The 15,341-nt window shown below is 51.4% G+C and carries 14 protein-coding genes; 7 read left to right on the top strand and 7 right to left on the bottom strand.

The annotated features are described in order from the left end of the window. Positions 1-238: 238 nt before the first annotated feature. On the top strand, positions 239-727 hold the full coding sequence (gene spy / locus LVQ79_RS14335) for an ATP-independent periplasmic protein-refolding chaperone Spy (RefSeq protein WP_232865478.1): 489 nt from the start codon (positions 239-241) through the stop codon (positions 725-727). Positions 728-990: 263 nt separating this feature from the next. Here spy and hutG read toward each other — a convergent pair whose 3' ends face one another. Together hutG and hutI are read right to left on the bottom strand one after the other, a co-directional pair. After that, complete coding sequence (gene hutG, locus LVQ79_RS14330) at positions 991-1,788, bottom strand: N-formylglutamate deformylase (protein WP_232865477.1); 798 nt, start codon at positions 1,786-1,788, stop codon at positions 991-993. Then, a complete protein-coding gene (gene hutI / locus LVQ79_RS14325; protein WP_232865476.1) occupies positions 1,772-3,001 on the bottom strand; it encodes an imidazolonepropionase in 1,230 nt (409 codons plus the stop codon). Before hutI ends, hutG begins: the two co-directional genes overlap by 17 nt. A gap of 174 nt (positions 3,002-3,175) precedes the next feature. On the opposite strand from hutI, the gene LVQ79_RS14320 reads away from it, so the two are divergent. Together LVQ79_RS14320 and ves are read left to right on the top strand one after the other, a co-directional pair. Beyond that, complete coding sequence (locus tag LVQ79_RS14320; RefSeq protein WP_232865475.1) at positions 3,176-4,540, top strand: formimidoylglutamate deiminase; 1,365 nt, start codon at positions 3,176-3,178, stop codon at positions 4,538-4,540. Continuing rightward, positions 4,540-5,085, top strand: coding sequence for an environmental stress-induced protein Ves (gene ves / locus LVQ79_RS14315; protein ID WP_232865474.1), 546 nt, complete (start codon positions 4,540-4,542; stop codon positions 5,083-5,085). Before LVQ79_RS14320 ends, ves begins: the two co-directional genes overlap by 1 nt. Here the strand turns inward: ves and hutC are convergent, their stop codons facing one another. Next, entirely contained in the window at positions 5,086-5,838 is a 753-nt protein-coding gene (hutC, locus tag LVQ79_RS14310; protein ID WP_232865473.1) for a histidine utilization transcriptional repressor HutC, read from the bottom strand. A 160-nt stretch (positions 5,839-5,998) separates the two neighbouring features. On the opposite strand from hutC, the gene hutH reads away from it, so the two are divergent. Then, positions 5,999-7,543, top strand: coding sequence for a histidine ammonia-lyase (hutH, locus tag LVQ79_RS14305; protein WP_232865472.1), 1,545 nt, complete (start codon positions 5,999-6,001; stop codon positions 7,541-7,543). 17 nt (positions 7,544-7,560) lie between these two features. Further along, positions 7,561-9,261, top strand: a complete 1,701-nt coding sequence (gene hutU, locus LVQ79_RS14300) for a urocanate hydratase (protein ID WP_232865471.1) — start codon at positions 7,561-7,563, stop codon at positions 9,259-9,261. 109 nt (positions 9,262-9,370) lie between these two features. Here the strand turns inward: hutU and yddG are convergent, their stop codons facing one another. Together yddG and nadE are read right to left on the bottom strand one after the other, a co-directional pair. After that, positions 9,371-10,261, bottom strand: coding sequence for an aromatic amino acid DMT transporter YddG (gene yddG / locus LVQ79_RS14295; protein ID WP_232865470.1), 891 nt, complete (start codon positions 10,259-10,261; stop codon positions 9,371-9,373). Between the two features lie 83 nt (positions 10,262-10,344). After that, complete coding sequence (nadE, locus tag LVQ79_RS14290) at positions 10,345-11,169, bottom strand: NAD(+) synthase (RefSeq protein ID WP_232865469.1); 825 nt, start codon at positions 11,167-11,169, stop codon at positions 10,345-10,347. Positions 11,170-11,443: 274 nt separating this feature from the next. On the opposite strand from nadE, the gene osmE reads away from it, so the two are divergent. Next, entirely contained in the window at positions 11,444-11,782 is a 339-nt protein-coding gene (gene osmE, locus LVQ79_RS14285) for an osmotically-inducible lipoprotein OsmE (protein ID WP_064518222.1), read from the top strand. 52 nt (positions 11,783-11,834) lie between these two features. Here osmE and katE read toward each other — a convergent pair whose 3' ends face one another. Then, positions 11,835-14,096 (bottom strand): catalase HPII, encoded by a 2,262-nt coding sequence (katE, locus tag LVQ79_RS14280; protein ID WP_232865468.1) that lies wholly within the window; start codon positions 14,094-14,096, stop codon positions 11,835-11,837. 95 nt (positions 14,097-14,191) lie between these two features. Between katE and cedA the strand changes: the two genes are divergently transcribed. Next, a complete protein-coding gene (gene cedA, locus LVQ79_RS14275) occupies positions 14,192-14,494 on the top strand; it encodes a cell division activator CedA (protein WP_370639855.1) in 303 nt (100 codons plus the stop codon). Positions 14,495-14,574: 80 nt separating this feature from the next. Here the strand turns inward: cedA and LVQ79_RS14270 are convergent, their stop codons facing one another. Continuing rightward, a complete protein-coding gene (locus LVQ79_RS14270; RefSeq protein ID WP_151995442.1) occupies positions 14,575-15,261 on the bottom strand; it encodes a tetratricopeptide repeat protein in 687 nt (228 codons plus the stop codon). Positions 15,262-15,341: the final 80 nt, after the last annotated feature.

Below are 15,341 nucleotides of genomic sequence, written 5' to 3'. Positions count from 1 at the left end.
CCATTCTGCGTATTGCTATACACTCTCTTCATAATTCCTTTAAAATCATTACTTTGTTGTATTCTGTTTCAATTCCCCTTTGTTTATCCTTATTCTCTTCATAATTGCTGCAATTTTGTTTTTTACCCTTTCAATGCTTTACCGACGGGGACTATTACTTGACGCACAACCCCGTAAACTTAATTTCGTCAACGCGGCAAACCTTGTCGTAATAGAAATCAGAATAGGAATAAACAATATGCGTAAATTAACAGCTCTCTTTGTTGCTTCAACTCTGGCTCTCGGCGCGGCGAACCTGGCTCATGCAGCTGACACCACCGCGACCCCGGCGGCAAAAACCGACGCGCCGATGACGCACCATAAAGGTATGCGTGGTGGTCACCACGATATGATGTTTAAGGATTTAAACCTGACTGACGCGCAGAAACAACAAGTGCGCGACATCATGAAAGAGCAGCGCGGTAAAATGGAGCGTCCTTCATTAGAAGAGCGCCGTGCGGCACACAGCATTATTGCCAGCGACAGCTTCGATAAGGCTAAAGCGCAGGCTCAGGTAGATAAAATGGCTGAGCAGAATAAAGCTCGCATGATGGCTCATATGGAAACACAGAATAAGATCTACAACATTCTGACGCCGGAACAGAAAAAACAATTTAATGCCAATTTTGAGAAGCGTCTGACAGAACGTCCGCAACATGAAGGTAAAATGCCTGCTGATCAGGAATAACTGATCGACTGACTTAAGACCGCCGGTTTTGTCCACAAAGCGTTATTGCTGTGGACAGAACCGGCGGTTTTCTTTTTACCCTTCATACTTCAAGCTGCAGGTGTGTTGGCTGCACTAGCAAACCCCAGTCACTTACTTTTGTAAGCTCCTGGGGACTTGCTCACTTGCCGCCTTCCTGCAACTCGAATTATTTAGGGTAAATTTTTGATGTTCAGGTTTTGTAGGGTGGATAAGCCGCAGGCGTCATCCACCAGTTTTTCAGATCAGGCTATCTGCTGCGCGCTGTTCAACATTGAACGGATAAGCAACTCAAGCAGCGGTTGTAACTGCGCGGCCCGCTCTTCCCGCCATGCGAACGGCGGTTGCTCATCCATATAATTACATTGGGCTAGCTCTAACTGCACCGCGTGGATCCCCTGTGATGGTTGCCCATAAGCACGCGTGATATAACCGCCTTTAAAGCGCCCGTTTGCCACCCAGCTAAATTGCTTTTGCGATGCCGCACAAGCCACCAGATGCTCTTCTATCAACTCATCACAGCTTTTACCGCCGTTAGTACCGAAATTAAGATCCGGAAGCTTACCTTCAAACAAACGCGGAATATGGCTGGCGATGGAATGTGCGTCGAACAACAGCGCGTATCCATGCTCCGCTTTCATTCTCTCCAGCTCACTTTGTAACTGCTGGTGGTAAGGCTGCCAAATTGTCTCAAGTGCGGCTTTGCGCTGATCTGGAGTCGGTTCTTTGCCCGGAATAAACACCGGAGTGCCATCAAATAGCGTTTCAGGATACAGACCGGTTGTGGCGGTGGTGTAGAGCGGTTTATCGTCCGCCGGTCGGTTGAGGTCGATAACCATGCGCGAATAATTGCCGGTAATCACGCTTGCACCCAATGCGGCAACAAAATCATAAAGCTTCGGGATATGCCAGTCGGTATCAGGCAATGGTTTTGCTGCATCGCTTAAGGCCGACTCAACTTCTGGTGTGAGTGCGGTGCCTGCGTGTGGAATGCTGATAAGGATGGGCAGTTTCCCACGACTGAAATTAAAAGGTGCTGTCACGTTTCTCTCCCTGATAAATAACGGTGCAGGGCAATTGCCCCCCTAACCAATAGACCAGTTCTGCGGGACGTGCCACGGGCCAGTGCACAAAGTTAGCAACTTTTCCGCACTCAAGGCTGCCGTGGCTTTCACGGATACCCAATGCCTGCGCGGCATGCAGCGTGACACCTGCCAGCGCTTCTTCAGGCGTTAAACCAAACAGAGTACAGGCCATATTGAGCATTAAACGCAATGATAATGCAGGCGAGGTGCCTGGGTTGGCATCACTTGCGACCGCCATCGGCACACCATGTTTGCGGAATGCAGCAACCGGCGGTTGTTGCTTTTCACGTAACAGATAAAACGCGCCAGGCAGCAATACGGCAACGGTATTGGCTTCTGCCATTGCTTGCGCGTCAGCTTCGGTTGCGTATTCAAGGTGGTCGGCAGATAACGCCTGAAAACGAGCGGCAAGAGTGCTGCCAGCGAGTGCTGAAAGTTGTTCGGCGTGGAGTTTTACAGGCATTCCCAGAGTGCGGGCGGCGGTAAAAACTTTCTCGGTTTGCGCCGGGCTAAAAGCCAGATGCTCACAGAATGCGTCTACGGCATCAGCCAGTTTTTCTTGTGCTACACGCGGGAGTAATTGTTCGCAAACCACTTCGACCCATCTGTCGCTATCACCGCTAAATTCAGGAGGAACGGCGTGAGCCGCAAGGCAGGTGGCGTAAACTTCAACCGGTAAGGTTTCGCCCAGTCGGCGGATAACGCGCAGCATTTTGATTTCATTGTCGATATCCAGCCCGTATCCCGACTTAATTTCGACAGTCGTCACGCCTTCTTGCAGAAGATGTTGCAGACGCTTGCGGGCAGAATGCAGCAACTCATCTTCATCGGCTTCGCGCGTACTGCGAACGGTGGAAATAATGCCACCACCACGTGCGGCAATTTCTGCGTAACTCATGCCAGTTAACCGCATTTCAAATTCCGCACTGCGATCGCCACCAAACACCAAATGAGTGTGGCAATCAATAAAGCCCGGAGTAATTATCCCGCCATCAAAGTGGTGATGTGCTTGCGCTGTAATGTCGGGCAGATCAGCACGAGCGCCCAGCCAAACGATTTTCCCCTGATGCACTGCGATAACGCCATCTTCAATCAACTGGTATTGCCCATCCACCATGGTGACAAGCGTTGCACCGCTCCACAGGCTGTCGATGCTGCGAGGGTAAGTCATGACATTCTCCACATCAGGTTGTATAGACAATTGACTACAAGCTAGCGCAGCATGTACTTTTCGGCAACTTCAGTCATGCGAATTATGACGGGGTTAAACAAGTTTAAAATTTGGTTTGCGTTAGTCTGATTTAATCGCTAAATCATTGGCATCGCAAAAGAAGGAATCAAATCCATGCCTGCATTTTTTGCTCCAGTTGTGATGCTCCCACAAGGTTGGGGGCACAATGTGCGTATTAGCGTCAACGAACAAGGAACGATTACTCACGTCGAAGTTGGTGCTTCAGGGGAAGATGCCACACTGCTACCGGGCATAGTGATTCCTTCTATCTCAAACTTGCACTCTCATGCGTTTCAGCGGGTGATGGCGGGGTTGACAGAAGTGGCAGGCAATCCGCAGGACAGTTTCTGGACGTGGCGCGACATGATGTATCGCATGGTGCAGAAACTATCTCCCGAACAAGTCGGTGCCATTGCCACTCATTTGTACATTGATATGCTCAAGGGTGGTTACACTCAGGTCGCTGAATTTCACTATTTACATCATGACGTTAACGGAAAACCGTATGCGTCAGGTGATTTGATGCTACAGCAACTGCTGCTTGCTGCCGATAACAGTGGGATAGGGCAAACGCTGTTGCCAGTGTTGTACAGCCACGCGGGTTTTGGCGCACAACCACCTGCCGCGGGGCAAAAAAGATTTATCCAGGATGTCGATCGTTATCTGCGCCAACAACAAGCGTTGGGCAATGCATTACGCCGTTATCCATTGATTAATCACGGTTTGTGTTTTCACTCATTACGCGCGGTGACACAGGAGCAGATGGAAGATGTTCTGGAAGCGAGTGATTACCGCCTGCCGGTTCATATCCATATTGCTGAGCAGGAAAAAGAAGCCGACGACTGCCTTGCCTGGAGCAATGAACGCCCGGTGGAATGGCTATATAACCGCTTTGCGGTGGACGACCGCTGGTGCCTGGTTCATGCCACGCACCTGTCGCCTGAAGAGTTAACCCAAATTGTTGAAAGCCGCACAGTGGCAGGTTTATGCCCAACAACCGAAGCAAATCTCGGCGATGGCATTTTCCCAGCGACCAATTTCATCGCCCAGGGCGGCCATTGGGGAGTGGGTTCTGACAGTCATGTGTCGGTTAGTGCGCTTGAAGAATTACGCTGGCTTGAGTACGCGCAGCGCCTTCGTGATAAAAGGCGCAACCGCATTGTGTTGCCAGAATTGCCTCAGGTCGGCGAGGTTTTGTGGCGGCAGGCTGCAGTTGGCGGGGCACAAGCCTGCGGTGTGACGATGGGGATGATTGCTCCTGGGCAGCGTGCGGACTGGCTGGTACTCGAGCGTGACTCATGGCTTGCGCATGTTGAAGATTACGCGATTCTTAACCGCTGGTTGTTTGGTGGACGCAGCGAACAAATACGAGACGTGTGGGTTGCTGGAAAACAGGTGATAACCGACAGGCAGCACCCACTCGATGAACAAAGTAATGCACAGTTTGCGCAGGTGATGCGCACTCTTCAGGAGTGGTGATGGAATTCTTTGATATACGGAAAGTACCCGTCAGCTTGTGGCGTAACGGGGCCGGAGAAACCCGCGAAATTTGCTGTTTTCCGCCCGCTACGCGCGATTTCAACTGGCGCGCCAGTATCGCGTCAATCGCCAGTAGCGGCGAGTTTTCAGCTTTCCCTCAGGTAGACCGTGTCATCACCTTGCTTGAAGGGGGGGAAGTGGTTCTGGATGCCGGAAAGGCGTTTCGTCATACCCTAAAGCACTTTCAGCCGTTTGCTTTTGCCGGTGATTACACGGTTAAAGCCGAGCTAAAGCAGGGTATGTCGATGGATTTTAACATCATGACGCATCGTGACCGTTGCCGCGCCAAAGTGCGTGTCGCTGACCGCACGTTTACGACCTTCGCTCCGCGTGGCGGCATTGTTTATGTGCTCAGCGGTGAGTGGCAACTGGGTGACAAACTACTGACGCCAGAGCAAGGTGCGTGGTGGCAAGAGGGCCGCCACACCTTGCGCTTACTGAAGTCGGAAGGAAAGCTACTGTTTAGCGAAATTACCTATCTCTGATCATTGCCCGGTAAAACTGCCGACCAATTGATAACGCGAGCCCGGATACAGCAGTCGGGCTACCGTCACCACCTGTGAATGGTGCCAGGTGCGGCGTTGAATCAATAAACAAGGCTGGTTGGCCGTCACTTCAAGCAATCCTTGCTGCGTTTCATCTGCCAGCACCGCTTCCACAATATGTTCACCCGAAGTTAGCGGTGCGACTTTGCTCAGATAATGGTGTGGCGTTACCAGGCGGAAATCTTGTTGTAGATAGTCTGGGGCAAGCGCCGGGTTCACATGGCGCGTTTCCAGCTGTACTGCCATATCGTTGTCGTAGTGAACCAGTTGCGAATAAAACAGCGGCTCGCCAACGTTGACTGAAAAGGCATGTGCCAGTTTTTCATCTGCCTTAACTTGTTCAAGCGCTACCACCTGATTGCGGTAGTGATGACCTCGCGCGGTAATCTCTTCGGCAATGCTACCCACTTCAAGCATTGCAGTATGGCCTTTTTGCTCTGCCACAAAGGTTCCCACACCTTGCATTCGTACCAGCCAGCCTTCGCCAGTGAGTTCTCGCAACGCCCGGTTGATAGTCATTCTGCTGACATTCAGCGCATTCACCAGTTCGGTTTCCGAAGGCACTCGCTGATGAGCGAGCCAGTTCCCACTGCGGATCTGGCTGATGATTCCTTGTTTTACCCGTAGGTAAATGGGCGCAGGTAAATCACTGATGGCGGCACGCAATTGATCCAGAGGTTGGATTTCAGACATCAACGGTTCCTTAAAAATTGCATTTTGCGGCGAAAGCGCGATCTCGCTCACTGTTCAATAAAAATTTCCTATGACCCGCTGGCGGTCATTTGGGTTTATTAGTTAGGTTGTCTATACAACTCTATACGTTCACATGAATTGATGCCATCAGGATGTCGCTATGTCGCTGCAAAAAAAGATTTGCTGTCTTACACCGGGGCACGTAACGCTCGCCACACTGCGTGAAATCTACCATGGAGTCGTGACTTTGAGCCTTGACTCCAGGGCCATTGATGCGGTCATTAAGTCCCAGCAAACCGTTGAGGCTATCGTCAATCATGGCGATGTGGTTTACGGCATTAATACGGGATTTGGCAAGCTGGCGCAAACCACCATTGCCAAAGAGCACCTGGCTGAATTGCAACGCAACCTGGTGCTTTCGCATAGCGTGGGTCTTGGGCAACCGTTGCGAGATGATGTGGTACGTCTGGTGATGGCGAGCAAAATTATTAGCCTCGCGCGTGGTCACTCTGGTGTGCGTATGGATGTTATCGACAGTTTATTGCGCCTGTTTAACGCAGGTGTGATGCCGGTTATCCCGGAAAAAGGTTCAGTTGGCGCATCGGGAGATTTAGCCCCGCTGGCGCATCTTTCGCTGATGTTGTTGGGTGAAGGTAATGTGCGTATCAATGGCGAAGAGCTTCCAGCTATCGCCGGCTTGAAAATTGCCGGAGTCGAGCCGCTGGTGCTTGGGCCAAAAGAGGGGCTGGCGTTACTTAACGGTACGCAAGTTTCTACTGCACTGGCGTTGCGCGGCCTGTTTGAAGGCGAAAAAGTGTTTGGTGCTGGCCTTATCGCCGGGGCGTTATCACTGGAAGCAATTAAAGGTTCAGTGAAACCTTTCGATGCGCGAATTCATGAAGCGCGCGGGCAGACCGGGCAAATCGACGTTGCGGCGGCAGTCAGAGCATTGCTTGCCGATAGTGAAATTGTTGACTCTCATCAGCATTGTGGGCGTGTACAAGATCCGTATTCCATCCGTTGCGTACCGCAAGTAATGGGAGCATGCCTCGATAACCTGCGCCATGCAGCACGCGTATTGCAAATTGAAGCTAACGCCGCGTCGGACAACCCACTGGTATTTAGCGAAACCGGAGAGGTGATTTCCGGAGGGAATTTCCATGCTGAACCTGTAGCATTCGCCGCCGATATTATTGCGCTGGCCGTTGCTGAAATTGGCGCGATTTCTGAACGTCGACTGGCATTACTGCTGGATACCGGTCTTTCTGGCTTACCGCCATTCCTGGTAAAAGAGGGCGGAATTAATTCAGGCTTTATGATTGCCCAGGTGACAGCCGCCGCGCTGGCATCTGAAAACAAATCACTGGCTCATCCGGGAAGTGTGGACAGCCTGCCAACTTCAGCAAACCAGGAAGACCACGTTTCAATGGCGACTTATGCCGCGCGCCGCCTTGGGGAAATGTGTTTCAACACCGCCGCCGTAGTGGGAATTGAAGCGATGGCTGCTGCTCAGGGGATCGAGTTTTCCCGCCCATTACGCAGTTCGCCAATCATGGAACAGGTCTTTAGTGGCGTGCGTGAACGCGTTGCTTTCCTTGATAAAGACCGCTTACTGGCTCCGGATATCGAAAGCATGCGCCAGTGGGGCTGTAGTGGTGAATTACCTGCTGTTATTACACAACTTTTCCCTTCTACGTCGGCCTGATGCCGGGAGCCACTACAATGACTGAATCTGTAAAACAGGCGGTAGCCCGCACGGTACGCGCACCGCATGGTGCGACATTGCACTGCGAAAACTGGTTGATTGAAGCAGCTTACCGCATGATCCAAAACAACCTCGATCCCGATGTCGCTGAACGCCCGGAAGATCTCGTAGTGTACGGCGGGATCGGTAAAGCCGCTCGCAACTGGGATTGCTTTGAACAGATCCTTGCCTCGCTGCGTACGCTCAAGGCCGATGAAACATTGCTGGTGCAATCGGGCAAACCAGTCGGTATTTTCCGCACTCACGCAGATGCTCCGCGCGTGCTAATTGCCAACTCCAACCTCGTACCGCATTGGGCAAACTGGGATCATTTCCATGAACTCGATAAAGCCGGGTTGATGATGTATGGGCAAATGACCGCGGGTTCGTGGATTTACATCGGCGCGCAAGGCATCGTGCAGGGCACCTTTGAAACCTTCGCCGAGGCTGGACGTCAGCATTATGGTGGGGATTTGCGTGGCAAATGGATCCTGACTGCTGGCCTGGGCGGAATGGGTGGCGCACAGCCGCTGGCTGGCGTTCTGGCAGGCGCTTCGGTGTTAGCCATCGAGTGCCAGGAGTCGCGCATTGATTTCCGTCTGCGTACTAGTTATCTCGACTATAAAGCGACAACTCTTGATGAAGCACTGGCGATGATCGAAAAAGCGAACGCGGAGAAAAAAGCGATCTCCGTCGGTCTATTAGGCAACGCAGCCGATCTGCTACCAGAATTGGTAAAACGCGCGAAAGCGGGGGGCATTAAGCCCGATATTGTGACCGATCAAACCTCAGCGCACGATCCGGTTAATGGTTATTTGCCGCTGGGCTGGACTGTGGATCGTTGGCATGAAGAGCGCTCCACACAGCCAAAAATGGTTGAGAAAGCAGCTCGTGAGTCGATGGCCGTACATGTTCAGGCGATGCTCGATTTCTGGGAAATGGGCGTGCCGACGGTGGATTACGGTAACAATATCCGCCAGGTGGCGTTTGATGAAGGCGTGGAAAATGCCTTTGATTTCCCGGGCTTTGTTCCGGCCTATATTCGCCCACTTTTCTGCGAAGGCAAAGGGCCGTTCCGCTGGGTAGCGCTTTCAGGTGATCCTGAAGATATTGCGAAAACTGATGCGAAACTCAAAGAATTGTTCCCGGATAACCAGAACCTGCATCGCTGGTTGGATATGGCGCAGGAGCGCATTGCTTTCCAGGGGCTGCCGGCACGCATTTGCTGGTTAGGCCTTGGCGAACGTCATCTTGCCGGGTTGGCGTTTAACGAAATGGTGCGTAACGGTGAGCTGAAAGCACCAATCGTAATTGGTCGTGACCATCTGGACTGCGGTTCGGTAGCATCGCCAAATCGTGAAACAGAATCCATGAAGGATGGCTCTGATGCGGTTTCCGACTGGCCATTGCTGAATGCACTGCTAAATACCGCAGGTGGCGCGACCTGGGTAAGTTTGCATCATGGCGGTGGAGTAGGTATGGGCTTCTCGCAACACGCAGGCGTGGTGATTGTTGCAGACGGTACGCCAGAAGCGGCGGTGCGTTTAGGTCGCGTACTGTGGAATGACCCGGCAACGGGCGTGATGCGCCACGCCGATGCGGGTTATGAAAGTGCTGTTGAATGCGCGAAAGCGCAAGATCTGAAACTACCGATGCTACCCATTCATAACGCAAAATAATTCGGGTTGCAGCAAGGTGGCAAAGGAGCAAATCCCCAGGAGCTTACTAAAGTAAGTGATTGGGGTTTGTGAGAGCAGCCAACGCAGTTGCAGCTCGAAGTATGAAGCGTTAACCATAACGTCGGGTCGCGAGCCAACAGAGTAACGACCCGCTGACTACCATCGCCACACCCTGCCAGAAACCCCAGCCAGGATGCAAACCCAACCACAAACTCGCAATCAACGCCGAAAGCACCGGCGTGAAATACGAGGCCGTAGCCAGCAACGTCATGTTCCCGCGCTGAATGCCGTGATTCCAGGCCGTGTAGGCGACAGCGGTAGAAACACCCATAAACAGAAGTTGCAGCGTTGAAGGCAGCGTGAAGTGAATCGGCGCTTCGCTAACAAAGGCGAATTTCACCCACAGCACGGTGGCGGTGGCGCAGAAGAATAGCGACACGCCATTTTTGCCTGCGCTCCAGCGGCGAGTGATGTTGCAATACAGCGCCCAAATGAGCGCGGCGGCAAACGCCAGGCCATAAGCCAGCGGGTTATCGAGAATGTTGTGCCACATCTGCAACGGTGACCAGTCACCATCGCCTTTCATCACCTGAACGATGCCCGCCAGCGAAAGCGCCAGCCCCGGCCAGAGCCACAAATTGCTGCGTTGTTGGTTGATAAACAGCGCAAGCAGGATGGTCAGACTTGGCCATAAATAGTTGATCATCCCCAGCTCAAGCGACTGGCTGCGGCTGTGCGCCAGCCCAATCGCTAAGGCGAGGAAAATTTCGTAAGTGACGAATAGCGCACCGCCAATCCACAGATAGCGCGGAGGGATTTCACGGATTTTCGGTAATCCCCGCGCAATGCACAGGCAAAATGCGCTGACGGTGTAAATCAGCGCAGCGCCACCCACCGGGCCAAAATGCTCGCTGATACTGCGCAGTAAACCGACCGAGGTGCTCCAGAGGAGGATCGCCAGCAGGCCAAAAGCCGTGGCACGTTTTGCAGAGGTATCCATGTGTTTCCAGAAAGGGATTGTCGGATGACGCTGCGCTTATCCGACCTGGAAAACCCGCAGCAGGTCGGATGGCGTGATGCTATTTATTTCCAGAAATCATCAAACACGGTAATCGGCGTGCGGCGTTTGTGTTCGGTTTTCAGATACCAGCCTTCGATAATTTTGCTGGTGGCATCGTCCAGAGTTTTGCCTTCCAGGTAGTCATCAATTTGCTCGTAGGTAACGCCCAGAGCAGCTTCATCAGGCAGAGAAGGGCGGTCATCTTCAAGGTCAGCGGTTGGCGCTTTCTGGTAAAGATGCTCAGGGCAGTCCAGTGTTTTAAGCAGTGCTTTTCCCTGGCGCTTGTTAAGGCGGAAGATTGGGTTGATATCGGTGCCGCCATCGCCGTATTTGGTGAAGAATCCGGTTACCGCTTCAGCACCGTGGTCAGTACCCACAACAACGCCTTTGGTCATGCCAGCGATGCTGTATTGTGCTTTCATACGTTCGCGAGCTTTTTCGTTACCACGAATAAAATCGCTCAACTCAATACCTGCTTCGCGCAGTGCTTGTTCGCTCGCCAGCACAGCACCTTTGATATTCACGGTTAGCACGCGGTCTGGCTCAATAAAGGCGATGGCATCCTGACAGTCTTGTTCATCGGCCTGCACGCCAAATGGCAAGCGTACTGCGATAAACTGGTAACTTTCGTCACCGGTTTCATCACGCAGTTCATTGATGGCGAGCTGACAGAGTTTACCGGTAAGGGTTGAATCCTGGCCGCCGCTAATACCCAGCACCAGTGACTTAATAAATGAATATCTTTTCAGGTACGACTTCAGGAAATCAACGCTGACACGAATTTCGTGTGCTGGGTCGATTTGTGGTTTCACCCCTAGTGCCTGAATAATCTCTTGTTGCAGAGCCATTTAACCCTCCGGTGCAATTTACCTGCGTATGCAGGTAGCAAAAGTCAGATTTGTTAAAACTACCCGTTTGTGGGTAAAACGACAAGACTCATGGGAGAGTGGTTGTGCCGTTTGGTGTGATTTAGAGCTATTTGGTACGTTTTGGAGCTAACCTGGTGTTTTGTTTAATAATCCTAAAATTTGTTCATTTGGTCTGCTTAGTTGAAAAATGCGCTTTTATATTCCAGGCTTATCTAACACGCATGAGCAATACCCTGAAAAACGAGGATAAAATATGAACAAGACTTTTGCAGGAATTTTAAGTGCAGCAGCGGTTATGACAATGCTTGCCGGTTGTACAGCCTACGATCGTACTAAAGATCAGGTAGCAACACCGGTTGTAAAAGATGTGAAAAAAGGCATGAGCCGTGAGCAAGTTCAACAGGTCGCAGGCAAACCGTCTTCAGAAGTGACCATGATTCACGCACGTGGTACTTGCCAGACCTACATTCTCGGTCAGCGTGATGGCAAAACAGAAACTTATTTCGTAGCGCTTGATGAAACCGGGCATGTGATGAACTCGGGTTATCAGACTTGTGCTGAGTACGATACAGACCCGCAGGTCAAAAAATAATTACACGTTAGAAATGGAAAAGCCGTCACTGATGTGACGGCTTTTTTGTGGGTTAAGCCGGGATATGGCTGATTTTATTGCTGCGCGACCAAATACGGTGCGCGGCTAACAGTTTAAGGAAATCATCGGTAAATGCAGTCGTGACAGTGTCACCTTCAACCACGCCTTCCTCGCCCTGGTTATTATCGATTCCTAGCTGAGTTTTAAACTGGCGGGCATCCCCTGCAAGACCAATGACCTTTAAGTGTTTATAAGCTTCCAGTAAATAATAAGCTGCGTCACCGTTGTTGAGAATTGAAGTGAGATCGCCCCCGGGAACAATCACCGCATCTACCGTGACCGATGGCGAACCGGTAAACGTGGCGGCAATCGGGAGCAGGGATCCGTCATCAGCGCTTGTTTCACCCATGCGGGAAAACAGTAGTTTGGTATGCACGCCCTGAGCTTTCAGCGCCTTCATCGCTACCAGAACATCCGCAGCATTGGCTTTTTCACTCAGCAAAATAGCCACCACGCGGCCTTTCACTGAACCACTTGGCACGGCATACAAACTCAGGCTTGGATCTTTCTTCAGGCCGTTCACATCTTTTGGCGGCGCAACATGCATCTGCTCATCAGACAGTTCAATTCCGAGATTTTCTGCGACCGGATGAGCAAGGGAAATATCAATATGTGTCAAATGATCCAGTACACGTTCGCGGATATACGGCCTCGCGACTTTAGATAATTCGAAACTAAAGGCACTGATGATGTGCTGCTGTTCCACAGGAGTCTGGCTTTGCCAGAACAACCGCGGTTGCGAATAATATTCACCAAACGACGGGCTGCGCTCGCGGACTTTATGGCCCTCAATACGCTCCTGATAGCTTTCGAAACCGCCGCGTTTTGGCCCCGGAGGTGTTTCGCGCGGCCAGTTGTCGTTGATAGAATTGGGTTCGTAGTTGGCAGGATTGCTGTCAATATCCATGCGATGCATGCCGTCACGCTGGAAGTTGTGATATGGGCAGGTCGGACGGTTTATCGGAATTTCATGGAAGTTTGGCCCCCCGAGACGACTGATTTGTGTATCGGTGTAAGAGAACAAACGGCCTTGTAACAGCGGGTCGTTACTAAAATCTAAGCCTGGAACGATATGGCCCGGATGGAATGCCACTTGTTCATTTTCGGCAAAGAAATTATCCGGGTTGCGGTTGAGCGTCATTTTGCCCACCAGATGAACCGGCACCAGTTCTTCCGGGATCAGTTTGGTTGGGTCGAGCAGGTCAAAGTCATATTTAAATTCATCTTCTTCCGGAATTAATTGTAGGCCCAGTTCATATTCCGGGAAGTCACCCGCTTCAATCGATTCCCAAAGGTCGCGGCGGTGGAAATCAGGATCACGTCCGGTCAGTTTTTGCGACTCATCCCAAAGCAGAGAAGCTTTGCCCGCGGTCGGTTTCCAGTGGAAGCGTACGAAAGTCGCTTTCCCTTCTGCGTTAATCATGCGGAAAGTATGAATCCCGAAACCTTCCATGGTGCGGTAGCTGCGCGGCAGACCGCGGTCAGACATCGCCCAAATGACGTTGTGTAGTGTTTCAGGTTGCAGCGAGACATAGTCCCAGAAGGTGTCGTGCGCGCTGCCACCTTGCGGGATAGCCCAGTGTGGCTCAGGTTTCACTGCATGGACGAAATCAGGAAATTTATGCGCATCCTGAATGAAAAATACCGGAGTATTGTTACCGACTAAATCGAAAATGCCTTCTTCGGTGTAGAACTTAGTGGCAAATCCGCGGATATCACGCACTGTATCGGCCGAGCCTGCGCCACCTTGTACCGTTGAAAAACGTACAAATACCGGAGTGATTTTGTCGGGGTCGGAAAGAAAATCTGCTTTGGTCACTTCCGCCATATTTTTGTATGGCTGGAAATAACCGTGTGCCGCTGATCCGCGCGCGTGAACGATTCGCTCAGGAATACGCTCATGGTCAAAGTGGGTGATTTTCTCCCGCAAGATAAAATCTTCCAGAAGCGTAGGCCCACGCGTACCAGCACGCAGCGAGTTCTGGTCATCGGCAATGCGCACGCCCTGATTGGTGGTCAGAGGGAAGTTTTCACCGTTCTTGCGATGCTTATCGAGCAATTTTAATTTTTCGTTGGAGGTGTCCGGGCTTTTATAACTCCCTGCCGCAGTAGGTTGCGCTCCCGGAGGGCTCGGTTCAGTTGAAGGGCGATGAGAGCCATCATCGGGTGCCAGTGAATCCATACCAGGCTTCGATTCATTGGCGTCATGTATAGGTGCACTGTGATTCAGAGGGTGCTTATCGTTCGTCGACATTGAACTCATCTCCTGTTTTAGTTCTGCTCTCATTGGGCTTCGTATGGCCCAAAACAGCTTTAACTATAGGACAAGGTCATCTCGACGCGAGACTTATGGGACAGTTCTCCGCTATCATAGCGAAGTTGTTCAACAATTTAGTTTTGATTCCATTGCCTATGAAACCTTTACGCCAACCGAATACTCGTCCCGTTCTTACGTACCAAGCGCGTGTTGAACCCTCACCACCGTCTCATGCTTTTCGAGTGGATGGGTTTAAGGATGTGTGGCTGCTACGCAACCGCTACGTGGCTTTTGTGCTGGTAGGAAATGCGTTCCGCCAGTCACCGCCCTTTACCTTACCGGAATCGGCACAACGCTGGGCAATACAGGTCAGACATGAAAATGAGATTTACTGAGAGAAGAACGAGCTCAGAGCTGTTTTAAGAGACTTGAATTTAAAGGCCTGTCGAGTGCAGGCCCTGCAACGCAGATTGACTTACCCGCCGTTACTGAGCCGCTCAAACTCTTCGCAACCGGTATCAAAGCCTTCCATGCAGCTCAGATTTAACCACTGCAATGCACGCTGTTTATTGACAGCGATAAAACCCTTTTCACCGTTTAAAAATAACATTCCAGCCCAATACTCGGCATATCCGGTGCGGGAGAGCGTAGAGCTGCGTTTAAACCAGAAAGTGGCTTTTTCATCATCTTGCGCTGTCCCTACACCATTGGCGTAGAGTAACCCCAGAAACATTTGCGCATCGACTGCTGAGTCACTTTCTATATCCTGCGAGGCGCTTTCCAGCAGTTCAATGGCCCTGGTGTAATCGGGTTTACCCGCTTGGGTATTAACGAAAATGCGTGCCAGAGTCACTTTTCCAGACTGGCTGCCTCGTTGTACGGCCTGTTGTGCTAACGATTTAGCCTGTTGGTAATCAGCGGTGGCAGGGTCATGAATTTTGAGTTGAGCCAATAATGCCATGGCATCGGCATCACCCTGAGCGGCTGATTTGGCAGCCCAGCTTTCTGCCTGCTGATATTCGCCTGCGCTAACCAGAGTATCGGCAAGATAGAATTGCGCACGGCTGTCACCTTCCTGCGCATGTTTCAGGTAAGGGCTATCGACATTTTCTGCCCAGGCGCCAGAGACAAAGAAGAAAAGTAGAATGCAGAGTCGTTTCATTGAGGGAAGAGGTCCGTAGAAGGCGAAAGTGTTTTGGCACCCTGAGAGGGGCTCTAAGTTATAAATAAAAAAACGGTTCC

This window comes from Buttiauxella cochleicola (genome assembly GCF_021282405.1).
In the GTDB taxonomy this organism is placed as follows: Bacteria; Pseudomonadota; Gammaproteobacteria; order Enterobacterales; family Enterobacteriaceae; genus Buttiauxella; species Buttiauxella massiliensis.
Note: the sequence above shows the minus strand (reverse complement) of the source record. Positions and strands in the feature narration are given on the sequence as shown.